General features: G+C 45.6%; 13 protein-coding genes. 5 read left to right on the plus strand and 8 right to left on the minus strand.

Annotated features, from left to right (window positions below; genetic code table 11):
• Window positions 1–58: 58 nt before the first annotated feature.
• Window positions 59–1,777, plus strand: coding sequence for a gamma-glutamyltransferase (gene ggt, locus KUL49_RS09525; RefSeq protein ID WP_014948114.1), 1,719 nt, complete (start codon window positions 59–61; stop codon window positions 1,775–1,777).
• Window positions 1,778–1,877: 100 nt separating this feature from the next.
• Here ggt and KUL49_RS09530 read toward each other — a convergent pair whose 3' ends face one another.
• Window positions 1,878–2,348 (minus strand): NYN domain-containing protein, encoded by a 471-nt coding sequence (locus tag KUL49_RS09530; RefSeq protein ID WP_014948113.1) that lies wholly within the window; start codon window positions 2,346–2,348, stop codon window positions 1,878–1,880.
• 89 nt (window positions 2,349–2,437) lie between these two features.
• Here KUL49_RS09530 and KUL49_RS09535 point away from each other — a divergent pair, with 89 nt between their 5' ends.
• Window positions 2,438–3,145 (plus strand): PepSY domain-containing protein, encoded by a 708-nt coding sequence (locus KUL49_RS09535; RefSeq protein ID WP_242633790.1) that lies wholly within the window; start codon window positions 2,438–2,440, stop codon window positions 3,143–3,145.
• 52 nt (window positions 3,146–3,197) lie between these two features.
• On the opposite strand, the gene KUL49_RS09540 is transcribed toward KUL49_RS09535, so the two are convergent.
• From KUL49_RS09540 to KUL49_RS09560, 5 genes are all read right to left on the minus strand, one after another.
• Window positions 3,198–3,614: a VOC family protein gene (locus tag KUL49_RS09540; protein ID WP_049588357.1), complete on the minus strand. Its 417-nt coding sequence runs from the start codon at window positions 3,612–3,614 to the stop codon at window positions 3,198–3,200.
• Window positions 3,615–3,625: 11 nt separating this feature from the next.
• The gene (locus KUL49_RS09545; protein WP_061439300.1) at window positions 3,626–5,032 is read right to left on the minus strand and encodes an aldehyde dehydrogenase family protein; all 1,407 of its coding nucleotides are present in this window, start codon (window positions 5,030–5,032) and stop codon (window positions 3,626–3,628) included.
• Window positions 5,033–5,347: 315 nt separating this feature from the next.
• The gene (locus KUL49_RS09550; RefSeq protein WP_014948109.1) at window positions 5,348–6,646 is read right to left on the minus strand and encodes an adenylosuccinate synthase; all 1,299 of its coding nucleotides are present in this window, start codon (window positions 6,644–6,646) and stop codon (window positions 5,348–5,350) included.
• 503 nt (window positions 6,647–7,149) lie between these two features.
• Window positions 7,150–7,332 carry a DUF2065 domain-containing protein gene (locus KUL49_RS09555; protein ID WP_014948108.1) on the minus strand — a complete coding sequence of 61 codons (183 nt, stop codon included), beginning with the start codon at window positions 7,330–7,332 and terminating at the stop codon, window positions 7,150–7,152.
• Window positions 7,333–7,388: 56 nt separating this feature from the next.
• Window positions 7,389–8,567, minus strand: coding sequence for an aminotransferase class V-fold PLP-dependent enzyme (locus KUL49_RS09560; RefSeq protein ID WP_131137140.1), 1,179 nt, complete (start codon window positions 8,565–8,567; stop codon window positions 7,389–7,391).
• Window positions 8,568–8,831: 264 nt separating this feature from the next.
• Between KUL49_RS09560 and KUL49_RS09565 the strand changes: the two genes are divergently transcribed.
• Complete coding sequence (locus KUL49_RS09565) at window positions 8,832–9,260, plus strand: hypothetical protein (RefSeq protein ID WP_131137141.1); 429 nt, start codon at window positions 8,832–8,834, stop codon at window positions 9,258–9,260.
• 153 nt (window positions 9,261–9,413) lie between these two features.
• Here KUL49_RS09565 and trxA read toward each other — a convergent pair whose 3' ends face one another.
• A complete protein-coding gene (trxA, locus tag KUL49_RS09570; protein WP_014948105.1) occupies window positions 9,414–10,283 on the minus strand; it encodes a thioredoxin in 870 nt (289 codons plus the stop codon).
• 288 nt (window positions 10,284–10,571) lie between these two features.
• On the opposite strand from trxA, the gene KUL49_RS09575 reads away from it, so the two are divergent.
• Both KUL49_RS09575 and KUL49_RS09580 read left to right on the plus strand, forming a co-directional pair.
• A complete protein-coding gene (locus tag KUL49_RS09575; RefSeq protein WP_014948104.1) occupies window positions 10,572–10,904 on the plus strand; it encodes a DUF962 domain-containing protein in 333 nt (110 codons plus the stop codon).
• A gap of 283 nt (window positions 10,905–11,187) precedes the next feature.
• Complete coding sequence (locus tag KUL49_RS09580; protein WP_131137142.1) at window positions 11,188–13,296, plus strand: S9 family peptidase; 2,109 nt, start codon at window positions 11,188–11,190, stop codon at window positions 13,294–13,296.
• 200 nt (window positions 13,297–13,496) lie between these two features.
• Here the strand turns inward: KUL49_RS09580 and KUL49_RS09585 are convergent, their stop codons facing one another.
• Entirely contained in the window at window positions 13,497–14,678 is a 1,182-nt protein-coding gene (locus tag KUL49_RS09585) for a PQQ-dependent sugar dehydrogenase (protein WP_131137143.1), read from the minus strand.
• Window positions 14,679–14,742 lie beyond the last annotated feature (64 nt).

Genomic DNA, 14,742 nt, shown 5'->3' on the forward strand with positions numbered 1-14,742 from the left:
GCTGGAAGTCAGTTGCTAATCGCAAAGGTTTAGCAATGTCTGTAACAAGGAGTTTGTAATGAAAAAGCGGATAGCTAACGTCGGGTTTATCTCGGTAATAGTGGCATTTATTTCAGTAGTGGCAGCATGTTCCCATGCGCCAAATCCCCCTGTTGATAGTGCTAGCAACAATACAGTAGGGCTTAGCCAACAGGCCGTTGCCATGCCTGACAGCTACAGTGCCGATGCTGCAATGCAGGTACTCCAAGAAGGTGGTAACGCAATTGACGCTGCTATTACGGCACAGTTTGTCTTGGCTGTTACTCTACCTGAGGCGGGCAACGTAGGCGGTGGCGGCTTTATGACAATAAAGTTTGAAGATAACACCGACTTTTTAGATTACCGTGAAATGGCACCTGAAAATGCGCATCGCGATATGTATCTTGACGAGCAAGGTGACGTAAAACCGTACGAGTCTTTGTTTGGGGCTAAAGCGTCTGGCATTCCTGGTACCGTTGCTGGTATGTGGGCCGCGCATAAAAAATACGGCACATTGGATTGGGAGCGTCTACTCGCACCAGCCGTTGATTTGGCCGAGCAAGGTTTTGTGGTTCACGAGAAGCTGGCCAATAACATTGATCACTATATTGAGCGTACCAAAGAAGCAGCTATCAATAACAACTTTAGCGAGTATTTTGCACACGCTAAAGCAGGCACTACCTTCAAACAGCCAGAGCTAGCGAAAACGCTTAAAGCGATTCAGCAACAGGGAAAGGATGGCTTTTATAAAGGCGATGTAGCAAAGCATATTGTTGATTTTATGCAGCAAAACGGCGGACTTATTACCTATGAAGACTTACTGGCTTACAAAGCAGTGTGGCGCAAACCTCTTCACCTAAACTGGCAAGGTTATGAGCTGGTGACCGCACCTCCTCCAAGCTCTGGTGGTGTTGCCGTTGCCCAGTGGATCGGCATGCTAGAAGCCTATGACGCAACGCACGATTTGCCAGCGCAAAACAGTACTGAATACATTCACGTTATGTCAGAAATTGGTAAGCGCGTGTTTGCCGATCGCGCTGAATACATGGGCGATCCTGATTTTGTTAGTGTTCCGGTAAAAGCGCTCACTGACGCTAACTATATTACTCAACGCGCAGCAGATATTCAGCCTACCAGTATTTCTGATACCCCAAGCGTTAAGCCTGGTTTAAAAGAAAGCGAAGATACAACACACTTCTCTATTATGGACAGATGGGGTAACGCTGTTGCTAATACAACGACCATCAACCTTACTTTTGGTAGCGGTGTTGTTGTAACTGGTGCTGGCTTTTTGTTGAATGATGAAATGGACGATTTTAGTGCTAAGCCTGGCGTGCCTAACTTCTTCGGCGCAGTGGGTGGTGAGGCGAATGCTATTGAACCTTACAAGCGCATGCTGTCGTCTATGACGCCAACGCTGGTCACTAAAGACGACCAAGTGGTTCTGGTAACAGGCTCTCCTGGCGGCACTACCATTATTTCGTCGGTAACTCAGTCGCTATTGAATGCCCTGCTTTACGATATGAGCGCTGAAGAAGCCGTGAACTCACCACGTTTTCATCACCAGCTATTGCCCAAAGACACCATTCGTATGCACGACGGGTTTACAGAGGCAACGGTAAATGAGCTTAAAGCAATGGGCTATACCATAGATAACCGTCGCTTTGGTGATGTACATTTAATTAAGCGTACTAAAGAGGGTGTAGAAGCCGCATCTGAAAAAAGCGGACGAGGTAAGAGCCTAGTACAACCATATTAGTACAGCCTTATCAGCACAGGGCTGTTAGCTGAGCCACATTAGTGGAGCTTTGGGGGCTCAGCGTTATTAGTTCAGCCTTGAACAAAGTACAAGCTGAAAACTACAACAACAGCGTGGCGTCGATAGGCACGTACTTAGACGCCACTTTTTGAATACTTTCAGCCGTTAATGCAGGAACACCGTACACCGTTACGGTTTTCCCTTTTGCTTTAAGGGCGTTTACAAGAATATCGAAATCGCCGTCGCCCGACACCAAAATGATCTCATCAACATCGTCGGCGTGTTCAAGTGCATCTACTGTTATACCTACATCCCAGTCACCTTTCGCCGAGCCGTCAGCACGTTGAATGAAAGGCTTTAACTTTACTTCAAATCCAATAGCACGAAGAATGTTTTGAAATTCACGCTGCTTGCTGTCACCCCTGTCTATGGCGTATGCGAAAGCATGGGCTATATCCAAGTTGTAGGTAAGTTCACGCCAAAACTGGTTGTAATTAAAGTTGCGTTTGTACGCCTGACGGCAGGTGTAATACACATTTTGTACGTCTACCAGCACTAATGCTTTATTCAAAACCACCCTCTTCTTCGGTTTACTCGGTTATTGTTTTCTGATGTTATAGCCTTTTGATAATAAAACCAAAAAACCTGATGATGAAATTTATGCGCAAAGCGCACAACTACCTGGGCTTAATACTGTTCATTCAAATTGGTCTATGGTTCTTAAGTGGTCTGGTTATGGCGTGGTTACCTATCGATGAAGTAAGAGGCAACCACTTAAAACACGCCGTCACTACGTCGTGGCACAACGTTACGGTTACCCCTTCAGACATTTTGCGCCACCACAGTAGCGCTGCCGTACTTTCACTTACTCACCGTATAAATGAAGTAGACCATGCTGACCCAAACACGCTCAATGCTATTCCTGTTTATCATGTCGTGGATGACAACATTGCCTATCGCTACAGCGCATTAACAGGTGAAGCTTTGCAAACCATGCAAGAAAGCGCTATTCGTAAAGCAGCAAAAGGGCAATACGCAGGTACTGGCGATATTGGTGAGACCCAGCTATTAAGCGTGTTACCTCAAGAAGTGCAAAACCTGTCTGCGCCATTATGGCAGGTAAACTTCGATGACGACCTTAATTCGCGGTTTTATATCGACCCAAACACAGGCAGTGTTCTGCGCGTACGTACCGACACATGGCGGCTGTTTGATTTTATGTGGATGCTGCACATAATGGATTATAAGGACAGAAGTAACTTTAACACGCCGTTGTTAATTGCTTTTTCGGGCAGCGCCTTTTTGTTCACCCTTACAGGTGTTGCGCTTTTATATAAGCGCTTCAAACCAAAAAAGAAGAAGCGCTAGCCTAGTATCAGGCAGCTCTTTGATGTACGGCAAAGAGCAACTGCCCCCATTATTATGAAGCGAAAAGCTGAGAAATATCGGCGAACGCTTTGAACTCTAAGGCGTTGCCGAAAGGGTCTTTGAAAAACATAGTGGCTTGTTCGCCCGGCTTTCCTTTAAAACGAATATAAGGTGCGATAACAAACTCGGTATCGGCAGCCTCTAATTTACTTGCCAGTGCTTGCCAATCGTCCATGGTTAGCACAACGCCAAAGTGCGGCACCGGCACAGCATGATCGTCTACCCCGTTATAGGCAGGCGGCGACGGCATAGCCTCTACACAATGGGTCACTAATTGATGGCCAAAGAAGTTCCAATCTATCCACTGGGTATCACTGCGGCCCTTTTCACAACCCAACAACTCACCGTAAAACGCTTCTGCGTCGGTTAAATTAGTGACCGGAATGGCAAGATGAAAAGGTTGAACCATGGAAACTCCTGTTATAAAAACTTCTTAAGCAACGACAGCTTAAACTTAGAAAACGGCGCATAACGGAAGAACACGTCAAGGGCGAATGAACGTTTCATTACCGTTTTAATATGGCTGAATGTATCAAAACCTGCTTGGCCATGATAGCTACCCATGCCGCTATTTCCTACGCCACCAAACGGTAACTCAGGGTTAGTCATAAACAGCATAGTGTCGTTAGTACACACACTGCCTGAACTGGTTTTGCTGATAATATTATCAAGCACATCATCCTTATCACTAAATGCATAAAGTGCGAGTGGCTTAGGCCTGCTGTTCACGAACTTAATGCCCGCCTCCATGTTGTCAACAGTGATAATAGGTAGAATAGGGCCGAAGATCTCTTCTTTCATTAGCGGGCTATCTAGCGATGGCTCCAGTACAAGGGTAGGCGCCATTGCTGGACGAGATTCATCTAGCTCGCCGCCATACACCACATTGACGTTTTCAAGGTAATTTTCAAGACGCTTTAAGTGACGATGATTAACGATATTGCCGTAATCTCGTGACGATAAAGGTGCTTTGCCGTATTGCTTTTTCAGCTCTTTTTTAACCGCATCGATAAGCTTTTGCTCAAAGCCCTTTTCAACAATGACATAGTCAGGCGCAATACAAGTTTGGCCCGCATTCATCCATTTACCCCACACTAAACGGCGCGCTGTGACAGCAATGTTTGTGTTTTTATCAACAAAACAGGGACTCTTACCGCCAAGCTCAAGGGTTACTGGCGTTAAATGTTTGGCCGCGGCGCTCATGACAATTTTGCCCACCACTTCACCACCGGTGTAAAAAATATGGTCCCATTTGCAGGCAAGTAGCGCCGTCGCTTCATCTTTACCGCCTTCTATTACGGCAACGCATGAATTATCCATATATTGGGGGATAAGCTTAGCCACCAGCGACGAGGTTTCTTCAGCCAATTCAGAGGGTTTCAATACCGCACAGTTGCCCGCTGCAATAGCGGCGATATAAGGGGCAAGCAATAACTGAAGCGGATAATTCCACGCTCCGATAATAAGCACAGTGCCAAGCGGCTCAGGCTTGCGAAAGCTCTTACCTGGCCATGCCACCATGGGCGTTGATACTTTGCGTGGCTTTGCCCATTTATCCAAATGCTTAAGCGTATGCTTGATATCAGAAAGCAGAAACCCTTGTTCCGCTACCATGGCTTCGGTCTTACATTTGCCCAGGTCATTTTTAAGGGCCTGCAAAATGTCGTGCTGGTTGTCTTTCAGTAAAGTTTCTAATGCCTTTAACTGGCTTTTACGCCACTCCAAGGACTGGGTTTTCCCTGTATCGAAACTGTCGTTAAGCTTGTGAACAACGTCAACGAAACACACGCCAGTTTCCACTGCGTGAAGAGAAGGTCTATTTGGCATAAGAAGGCTCCGATAGCATAACACCCACTGCAACAATTTTATGGCTCATCTTAAGATTGTTGTCGGGCAAAGCAGCGCAATAATTAACTGATACTATCTTATATTAATAGAGATGTTCGAAGACAACGCAACTAAATTGTTAATTAATGTTTAATGAGCTCGTATTTTAGGTGCAAGTGGCTGACGTAACACTTAAGAAGTATAAACAGTTAACGTTGAAGCAATAACAAGATTATATAAAAGTAAGAGGTCGAAAAATTACAAACAAAAAAGCCCAGTGACACTGGGCTTTTAAACATATTTAATGTGAAACTATTACGCGTCGTAAGGGCTGCGTAAAACGATAGTTTCGTTTCTGTCTGGACCTGTTGAAACGATATCAACCGGCACACCTGTTAGCTCTTCAAGACGCTTAATGTAGTTTTTCGCAGCTTGTGGAAGCGCTTCAAACTCAGTTACACCAAAAGTGTTGTCTGTCCAACCCGGCATTTCTTCATAAACAGGCGTCACTTTTTCGTAACCGTCAGCCGCCATAGGAGGAACATCTTTCACGTTACCGTCTGCATCTTTGTAGCCTACACAAATTTGAAGGCTTTCAAGACCGTCTAGTACGTCAAGCTTAGTTAAGCAGAAACCTGTAATAGAGTTGATTTGTACTGCGCGTTTCATCGCAACTGCATCGAACCAACCCGTGCGGCGCTTACGACCTGTGGTCGCGCCAAACTCGTGACCTTTAACACCTAAGTGTTGGCCTACTTCACATTCTAGTTCAGTAGGGAAAGGGCCTGAGCCTACACGCGTAGTGTATGCTTTAACAATACCCAGTACGTAATCTAGCTTAAGTGGGCCAAAGCCAGCACCCGTTGCTACACCACCAACGGTAGTGTTTGACGACGTAACATAAGGATAAGTACCGTGATCGATGTCTAGAAGTGTACCTTGTGCACCTTCAAACATAATAGGCAAGCCAGCATTGTGTGCTTTGTCTAGTTCGTCAGTTACATCAACAACCATTGCTTTAAGAATGTCAGCAACTTCCATTGCACCTTTTAAGGTTTCGTCAAAGTCTACTGCTTCTTCGCCATAGTACTGCGTAAGCGTGAAGTTATGCACGTCTAGCACTTCTTTCAGCTTTGCTGCGAAGTCTTCTGCATTAAACAAGTCGCCAACGCGTAATCCACGACGGGCTACTTTATCTTCATACGCTGGACCGATACCACGACCCGTTGTACCAATTGCTTTTGCGCCGCGGGCTTTTTCGCGCGCTACGTCTAGTGCAATGTGATAAGGAAGAATAAGCGGACAAGCTTCACTAATCTTTAATCGCTCGCGCACTGGAACGCCACGCTCTTCAAGCATAGTCATTTCTTTCATTAGTGCGTCAGGGCTAAGCACAACACCGTTACCAATAATACAGGTAACATTATCGCGTAGGATGCCTGATGGGATTAAGTGAAGTACGGTTTTTTCACCGTCGATTACTAGAGTGTGACCTGCATTGTGTCCGCCTTGGTAACGAACAACATATTTTGCGCGATCAGTGAGTAGGTCTACGACCTTGCCTTTACCCTCGTCACCCCATTGAGTGCCGAGTACCACAACGTTCTTTGCCATGAATCATATGTGTAAGAAAATTAGGCGGGGATTCTACAAAATTCTAGGGCAAGGATCATCTCTTTTTCGAACAAAAATACGACTATTTTATTTTTATTTTTGAAATCACAAAGATGACCCACTGCCGCTCGAGCCTTTTTGAAATAAGGCTTGGCTTCTTATTTTTCAGCACAAACATTCTAAGACGCTAATTTTTAAAGCTTTCTAAACATTACCCGGTAAAAAAGCTGAACAGACGGTCTATCGCAGTCTGCACTACGCCCATTTATATAACGTTTTGCTATTATTCGCGGGCATTGGATGCTTAAAAGCTAATGAGGTATTCAAAGGGCTGAAAATATACCTCTGAATGTTGAATACAGGTTTAAGAGCACACTTTTCAGTCAACGGTAAAGTCGCGCTCCTTTTCGTACTATGTATTATGGTAAAGCGTGTGGCAGTGTTTGATGAGGTCCGTTTTCACACCGCTTCACGCCTCTTAATGTCTAGATCTGGGCGCTAACTCAACTGAAATAAAACAGCAGTAGTGCGCCTATTATCACAAGGGTTCCGCCAATTTGACGCAGTTGATTGCTGGGCTGTTGGCTTATCTGAAGTAAATAATTGCGCCATTTATTAGGAAAAAGAAGCGGCCCTATTCCTTCTATAATAAGTACCAACGCTAAAGCGGGTAGTAGCCACTCCATAAAACTATCCTTAAATAAGTGTGACGTTAATATTTACGTATGTTTAAAGCAACGACTTACGCTTTCTGATTCAGTGCGGTTAAATCAATGTACTCAGAGGTGTGGTACAGACCAAAACCAAACCGTAAGCGGTTTCCTCTAAAATCGGTAAGGATATGGTGCTCTTTAAGCGCTGAAGCAAGGGCTTTTGTTTCATCGGCACTATCTAATTCAAAGGTAAGGAAATGCCCTCGGTTTGCTTCATCACTTACTGCTAGATGTTTTTCGTTTAGCAAGGGATGGTTGCAGGTAGCAAGTTTCTCTAGAAATGTGCGCTGCATGCCCATTACGTATTCGTTAACTGTAGCGACATCAATGCCATTGTCGTCGAACATGCGAAGCACGGCTCTTAATCTGTAGAGCGCGGTAAAATCCATGGTCGCACCAGCAAAGCGCATTCCATCTAGACTATATTGAACGCTGTCTTTGCCGCCAACCTTGCGAGGCTTATCTAGCTCGCCAAACTCTGCAAACCAGCCTGTATATGCGGGTCTTAGCTCACAGCCCACGGGTACGTGCGCAAAACATGCCCCCTCTCCTGCCTGAGCATATTTGTAACTACCGGCAAGATAAAAGGCTCGGTTGGCAATGTTCGCTATATCGGTAGGCTTTGCCATAAACCCGTGATAGCCATCAACCACAATAAGGGTATTGTCGTTAGTTACGCTATTTACGATATCTGTGACATCGTTCACCACGTATCCGGAATTAAAAAACACCTGACTAAAGAAAACCAGCTCGGGATCGTGTTCGGCGATGGCAGCCTTAAAGCGCGACGCAAACGTATCGTAGGGTTTAGTAGGTACGGTAATAAGTTCTATCGCACCCTGCTCTTGCATCCTAGTCGCTTGGCGCTGAAAACTGTGAAACTCGCTGTCTGTCGACACTACTTTATAAGGCGCAGCACTATCGATGCAGCTCATTACGCGATAAAGCAGCTCATGGGTATTGGGCGCAAAAACGATTTGCTGTGGTGCTCCAGTGTTCAGTATGTTGCTAATGCGCTGCTGTAGCTCTGGCACCAAAGTTTGGAAGAAATATCCCCACTTTTCGTCAACATACTTAGCGCTGTCATCCCAGTAGTTGAGCATTGCATCACGCGTGCAGTCGGGCCAAAAGTAGTGGCTGTGACATGCATAATGCTGTTTACCTTTGTTCGCATTAAGAAAACCCGTATAAAAATGCTGATATGCCATGCTCTATTGCCCAATATAAAAACTGCGTAAACCCTATCAAATTTCCACCGTTTTCGCATGAATCTGCGCCTGCAACAAAACATTTATTTACAAATTAAGTGTAAATTGTTTTGCCCAAATCGACGTGCTTAGTGATATTTCTTATATAAACACAATCACAGCAAATTTTAAGAACTCTGCTATACCCTATAGAGGCAAGATGTTTTTGTTAGCCGAGTTAGCAAGCTCCGTCTGTTCCACGCAGACAAACATTAAAGGTATTTTATGCGTTTTCCTAAATACGGAAATTATTCATTGGATGTCTCAGGTAACGTACTTGAGGTGTTTGCAACCGGGGCGTGGAACCTGAAAACGACAGAGTTTTTTATAGAAGAAATGCATGAACTTATCGCTAAGTTCGACAATAAGCCTTGGGCTGCCCTAATGGACGGACGCCGCTGGGTGCTGTCTACGCCTGAATGCCAAACCCGTTTAGCAGAAGCAATAAAGGTGAACATTTCGCGAGGGCTTACACGCTCAGCTTACGTGCTGGATACCGGAATGGTTAGGCGGGCCCAATTAGAACGAACCCACCCTTCTAAGCACCGTGACGCTGAATCAGCTAACTACGAGCGCGATTATTTTCAAAAGTATTTCGAAGCACTTAATTGGCTGCACAAAGAGGGGTTCTCCCCCATTCTCACGCCTAAATAAATACAGCAATCGCAGTAGAAATACACACGGTGACACTCGTCAGCATGCGTTCTCGTTCACCTGCAAGTACCAGCACGAACCTCGTACAGTCAATTTATCAAAGTCAGACTCGACTCATTGTTCCCTACGACAGCCGCTAAAATGCTGACGTTGTTAGTACAATAAGCTGTAAACTTTTCGGCGGTATTCCGACTTCAACGGGTCGCCGTCGGCAAGCGCATTCACCATATCCATCATCAGCTTTCTGGCGTCGCCAAACCCAAGTTCTTTCTTTAACACACTATAAAGAAGCTCTAGTGCATCTTGTGCTTTGTTCGCTTGCTGCAACTGTACCGCTAAATCAACTTTAAGCTGCAAGTCGTCTGGGTTCGCTTCTACCGCTGCTTGAAGCTGACGAATTTCAGGAGTGTCGGCGGCTTGTTCTGCCAATTCAATTTTTCCCGCTAAGCTCTTATAGCGAGAGTCTTGATCAACCAACTTAATTTCTTCCAATAACGCTTTGGCTGTATCGATAGATCCGGTCTCGATATAGCAATCAATAAGCATATATTTAGCGTTTACGTTATCTGGGTTAAGCGCTAGGGCTTCTTTAGCTGCGGGCAGTGCCTCTGCATAATCACCTTGCTGAATCGCTTTGCCAGCAGTGGCAAGTAGATCGTCTTCAGGATTAGGCAAATATTTAGCGAGCATTTCGCGAATTTGCTGCTCAGGTTGCACACCCGCAAAGCCGTCAACAGGCTGACCATTTTGCACCACCATCACCGTTGGTAGACTTCTAATACCAAACTGTGCAGCGACTTCTTGCTGGGCTTCGCAGTCTACTTTAGCCAGGATCAAGTGCTGGCTATATTCACCCGCCAGCTTTTCCAAAATAGGCATAAGGTCTTTACAGGGCTCGCACCAATCTGCCCAAAAATCAATTAGCACCAGCTTATCTTGCGACGCTTCAATGATGATTTGTTGAAAGTTTTCTACCGTAATATCTACGATGGTTGCTTGGCTATTCGCAACGAGATTTTCCATAACGCAGGCCTTTAATTTCTTGTATTGAGAGGAATATGGGGCAGACGGCCTGAAATTACAAGGTTAAGGTAGGCTATCTTTAGTCACCGCGCCTTGCACTAGGAAGCGCCTCTTAATTCGCCACTTTGTTGGATCTGCGCCAGTGAACACGCATGTTTGCAAAAACTCATTCTCTTTTTGTCGTATTCACGACAATCTATTTCAGAATAGAATGTTAACGTAGTGTAAACTACTGCTACTAAGTCACTCTACTTCTATAAAATACATGCTTATGGCCGAGAGGGTTTTATGTCTACACAAACAAGCGCTGACACGCATTTTGCTTCATTCAAAGAGTTTTACCCGTTTTATTTAAATGAACATAGAGATAGTACATGCCGCACGCTTCATTTTATCGGCTCGTGGCTGGTTCTCGGCGTTATAGCACTAGCAGTATTTATGGCTAGCTGGTCGCTACTGTGGTTTATTCCGCTAGTAGGTTACGGTTTCGCTTGGGTAGGTCATTTCTTCTTTGAGAAAAATCGCCCTGCGACATTTAAACACCCGCTTTACAGCCTAATGGGCGACTGGGTCATGTTTAAAGATATTCTTGTGGGCAAAATTAGCCTTAAAGGCGAATAAAGCTCAAATGACTTAAAGGGCGGCCAGCCCTCTATTAATAATGACAACTGCCATTGCTAGCGCCCTGCGTTGTTAAACGTTGCGCTTAATGTTGGATATGTAATTTTAACGGACAATCCAGCCTCTTCACCGCACGCGCTTTACATAAAAGAAACGAAAGCGATATGGTTAGAGACAACGTTCGCAGGTTGCTACATTTGCGTTAGGATTTACGCTAAGCACACGACAGCGAACATTCTACCTATCGCGCTCAGCGCAAAAAACAATAACAAAAGGAACAACCATGTTTGCGTCTCGTTTCGCCTTTCGACCAGTACGAAAAGGCTTATGTGTTACCTCGACTGCATTATCACTATTGGTTTTAGGTATAAGTCAGGCCAATGCAGTGCAGGAATCTGCCTCTGATTCGACTAGCTTAAATGCGCTGACATACGATGACACCTTTAACTTAGAATTTGTGGCCAACCCACAGTTTCTTAATAAGGATACGGTAATTTATTCTCGTCAGAGCATGGATGTCATGACTGACGGAAGACAAAGCCGACTTTGGCAAGTAAATATTAAATCCGGTGAGCATCGCCCGTTTATTGGTGTAGATGAAAACTTGTCACAGGCTACCTTATCGCCCAACGGCAAAATGGTGGCATATACAAAATCGGTCAACGGCCGCGCACAAATCCATCTCTATTACTTAGATACCATGCAGTCTGTGCGCTTGACCAACATCAGCGAAGCACCTCGTCAGTTAACCTGGTCTCATGACAGCAAAACCTTAGCCTTCACCCAGTTTACCGAAGAAAAGCAAAAGCCATTGTTTACCGGCATGCCGAGCAAGCCTAAAGGAGCAAAGTGGGCTGACCAAGGCACCTATATTGATGCGGTGCAGTATAGAGGTGACGGAAGAGGCTACTTGCGTGAAGGCTTTGACCAGATATTTGTTCTGCCTGTTGAAGGCGGTACGCCGCGTCAGTTAACAACTGGAAAATTCCCTAGCGGCGGCACCCTTTCTTTCTCTAAAGAGAATGACTGGATTTATTTCGCCACACCACAACGAGAAGACTACGCGCTGCACCCTTTGTTTAGCGACATCTATAAAGTGAATGTGAATACAGCGGCAGTTGAACAAGTTACCGATATCGAAGGGCCTGAAGGTAGACCAACCTTGAGTCCCGACGGAAAATACCTTGCATTTACTCAGCTCAACGACAGAAAGCTTTCTTATCAGAATGGCGACCTTGTGGTACTTGAGCTTGAAAGTGGTGACATCAGCCGTTTAACTACGTCACTAGATAGAAGTTTAGGCAAATTTGAGTGGCGCAAAGACAGCCGAGGATTAATCTTTTCTTACCTTGATCATGGCGAAACTAAACTTGCTGCAGTGAACCTGAAAGGCGATGTGAAACCTATCGACGTTAGCATAGGTGGACAAGCGTTTGGACGCCCTTACACGTCGGGCGACTTCACAGTTAGTGATAAAGGCGACATTGTTTACACCACGGCAAGCCGCACTGTGCCTGGCGACCTGGCGCTTTATAGAAAAGGCAAAGATGATACGCAACTCACCGATTTAAACAGCGATGCACTTGGTCATAAAACGCTGGCAGAAGTACAAGACCTTTCCGTAGTATCAAGTGTGGACGAGCTACCTATCGACGCATGGATTGCTTTGCCACCAGGATTTGATAGCAGCAAAAAATACCCGCTAATTTTAGAAATTCATGGCGGCCCACATGCAGCCTACGGCCCTCACTTTGCCATGGAAATTCAGCTAATGGCCGCGCAAGGTTATGTGGTTGTATGGTCCAACCCAAGGGGCAGTAGCTCTTACGGTGAAGACTTTGGTAATTTGATCCACCATAACTACCCATCAGAAGATTATAACGATCTTATGGACGTGGTAGACGCGGTTATTAAGCAAGGCTATGTAGATTCAGAGAATCTGTTTATTACTGGCGGCTCAGGCGGCGGAACCCTTACCGCATGGTCCATTGGTAAAACTGACCGCTTTAGTGCAGCTGTTGTGGCGAAGCCGGTTATTAACTGGATAAGCTTTTCATTGACTGCCGACGCATACCCGTACTTTAGCAACTACTGGATGGCAGATATGCCGTGGACTATTGCGGATAAGTTATGGCAGCGTAGCCCTTTGAGCTTAGTGGGCAACGTAGTAACACCCACTATGCTGCTAACCGGTGAAGCCGATCACCGTACGCCAATTAGCGAGACAGAGCAGTATTATCAAGCGCTGAAGTTACAAGGTGTCGATGCTGCAATGGTTCGAATTCCAGGGGCTTCACACGGCATTGCAAGCCGCCCTTCTCGCTTAATACAGAAAGTAGGAAATATTGTGGCGTGGTTTGAACGCTACAAGAAGAATAACGACGGCGAATAAGTCAATACGAGACCCGATGTCCTTATAAATAAAAAAGGCGCTTACTTCATTTTACAATAACAATGAAGTGGCGCCTTTTCTCATTCTGCGTCTTATACCAGAATTTGAAAGGGAACAGCCATTCCTGCATTCCCACGCTTCGCTATGAAGCTTGCCAGTGCCTTCTGAGTGAGCACTTATCTATGCAGACTGGTACTATGCTATTTGGTTAGCTTTAATACTTTGCCGTTCGGTGCATCGGTCAGTAAGTAAATGGCACCTTCTGGGCCAACTTCAACGTCGCGAATACGGGCGTGATTGTCACGAACATATTCAAACTGCTCTGCGGGCTTTCCATCTTCTACTTTTATGCGACGAAGGTGAGTAAACTTCAACGACCCCACCAGTACATCCCCGTTCCATTCTTTGAACATTTCACCTTGGTAGAACGTTAGGCCGCTTGGCGCAATAGACGGGTCCCAATACACCCAAGGCTGCTTCATGCCATCCATATGAGTTTTGTCACTGATAATGTCGCCACTATAGTCAACACCATAGGTAATCACAGGCCAACCGTAGTTTGCACCGCGTTCAAGGATATTGATTTCATCACCACCTTTCGGGCCATGCTCCATCGCCCATACCGCACCAGTTTCAGGATGAATAGTAACGCCTTGCACGTTGCGGTGACCATAGCTGAATATTTCAGGGGCTTTGCCGTCTGTGAATGGGTTATCTTCTACTGCGCTGCCGTCACGGTTTATGCGTACAATTTTACCGAAGTGGTTATCGGTGTTCTGCGCTTCTTTCATGTACTTGTAGCGGTCGCCCATGGTGATGTACAAGTGCTTTTTAGCATCGAACGCTAAACGACAGCCAAAGTGAAAGCCGTTATCCACAATTGAGTCGGCACTAAAGATAACGTCAACATTTTCAAGGCCTGAGTCGGTAAGCTTAGCCTTTGCAACACTACTACTGCTGCCCGGCTTGCCCTCAACCTCACTCGCTTTGCTGTAACAGAAGTAGATAGTGTTGTTGCTGGCAAAATCCGGGTCGATAGCGATGTCCAACATACCACCTTGGTTTTGCGCAACCACCTTAGGCACATTACCTAGACGTCCTGACAACTTACCGTCTTTTGATAAACGCTGAATGCCACCTTCACGTTCCGTAACTAGCAGATCGCCATTTGGCAAAAATGCCATTCCCCAAGGATGAACAAGCCCTTCAGCGAGCGTGGTTACGGTAATATCGCTGTCGGTGATTTCATGCGCTTCGCCATGTTTATGATCTCCGTGAGCTAAAGCGGATTGGCTGATCGTAAGCGCCAATACACAAGTAAGTGACTGCGCTAGCGCGCTCACAGGTTTGAATGGTACAGCTAAAATAGTTGATGGTTTCATCGCTAGGAGCCTCATTTTAAAGAGCCGTGTGCGCGTTCACACAGGCTTCTTCTATTATTCTTAG

Source organism: Alteromonas sp. KUL17 (genome assembly GCF_006538305.1).
GTDB lineage: Bacteria > Pseudomonadota > Gammaproteobacteria > Enterobacterales > Alteromonadaceae > Alteromonas > Alteromonas macleodii.

What these genes read in the sequence shown, in the direction of transcription:
- trxA (WP_014948105.1), bottom strand. Translation starts at nt 10,283, where the DNA reads ATGGAAAATCTCGTTGCGAATAGCCAAGCAACCATCGTAGATATTACG.
- KUL49_RS09550 (WP_014948109.1), bottom strand. Translation starts at nt 6,646, where the DNA reads ATGGCAAAGAACGTTGTGGTACTCGGCACTCAATGGGGTGACGAGGGT.
- KUL49_RS09585 (WP_131137143.1), bottom strand. Translation starts at nt 14,678, where the DNA reads ATGAAACCATCAACTATTTTAGCTGTACCATTCAAACCTGTGAGCGCG.
- KUL49_RS09545 (WP_061439300.1), bottom strand. Translation starts at nt 5,032, where the DNA reads ATGCCAAATAGACCTTCTCTTCACGCAGTGGAAACTGGCGTGTGTTTC.
- KUL49_RS09555 (WP_014948108.1), bottom strand. Translation starts at nt 7,332, where the DNA reads ATGGAGTGGCTACTACCCGCTTTAGCGTTGGTACTTATTATAGAAGGA.
- KUL49_RS09565 (WP_131137141.1), top strand. Translation starts at nt 8,832, where the DNA reads ATGCGTTTTCCTAAATACGGAAATTATTCATTGGATGTCTCAGGTAAC.
- KUL49_RS09580 (WP_131137142.1), top strand. Translation starts at nt 11,188, where the DNA reads ATGTTTGCGTCTCGTTTCGCCTTTCGACCAGTACGAAAAGGCTTATGT.
- KUL49_RS09540 (WP_049588357.1), bottom strand. Translation starts at nt 3,614, where the DNA reads ATGGTTCAACCTTTTCATCTTGCCATTCCGGTCACTAATTTAACCGAC.
- KUL49_RS09575 (WP_014948104.1), top strand. Translation starts at nt 10,572, where the DNA reads ATGTCTACACAAACAAGCGCTGACACGCATTTTGCTTCATTCAAAGAG.
- KUL49_RS09560 (WP_131137140.1), bottom strand. Translation starts at nt 8,567, where the DNA reads ATGGCATATCAGCATTTTTATACGGGTTTTCTTAATGCGAACAAAGGT.
- KUL49_RS09535 (WP_242633790.1), top strand. Translation starts at nt 2,438, where the DNA reads ATGCGCAAAGCGCACAACTACCTGGGCTTAATACTGTTCATTCAAATT.
- ggt (WP_014948114.1), top strand. Translation starts at nt 59, where the DNA reads ATGAAAAAGCGGATAGCTAACGTCGGGTTTATCTCGGTAATAGTGGCA.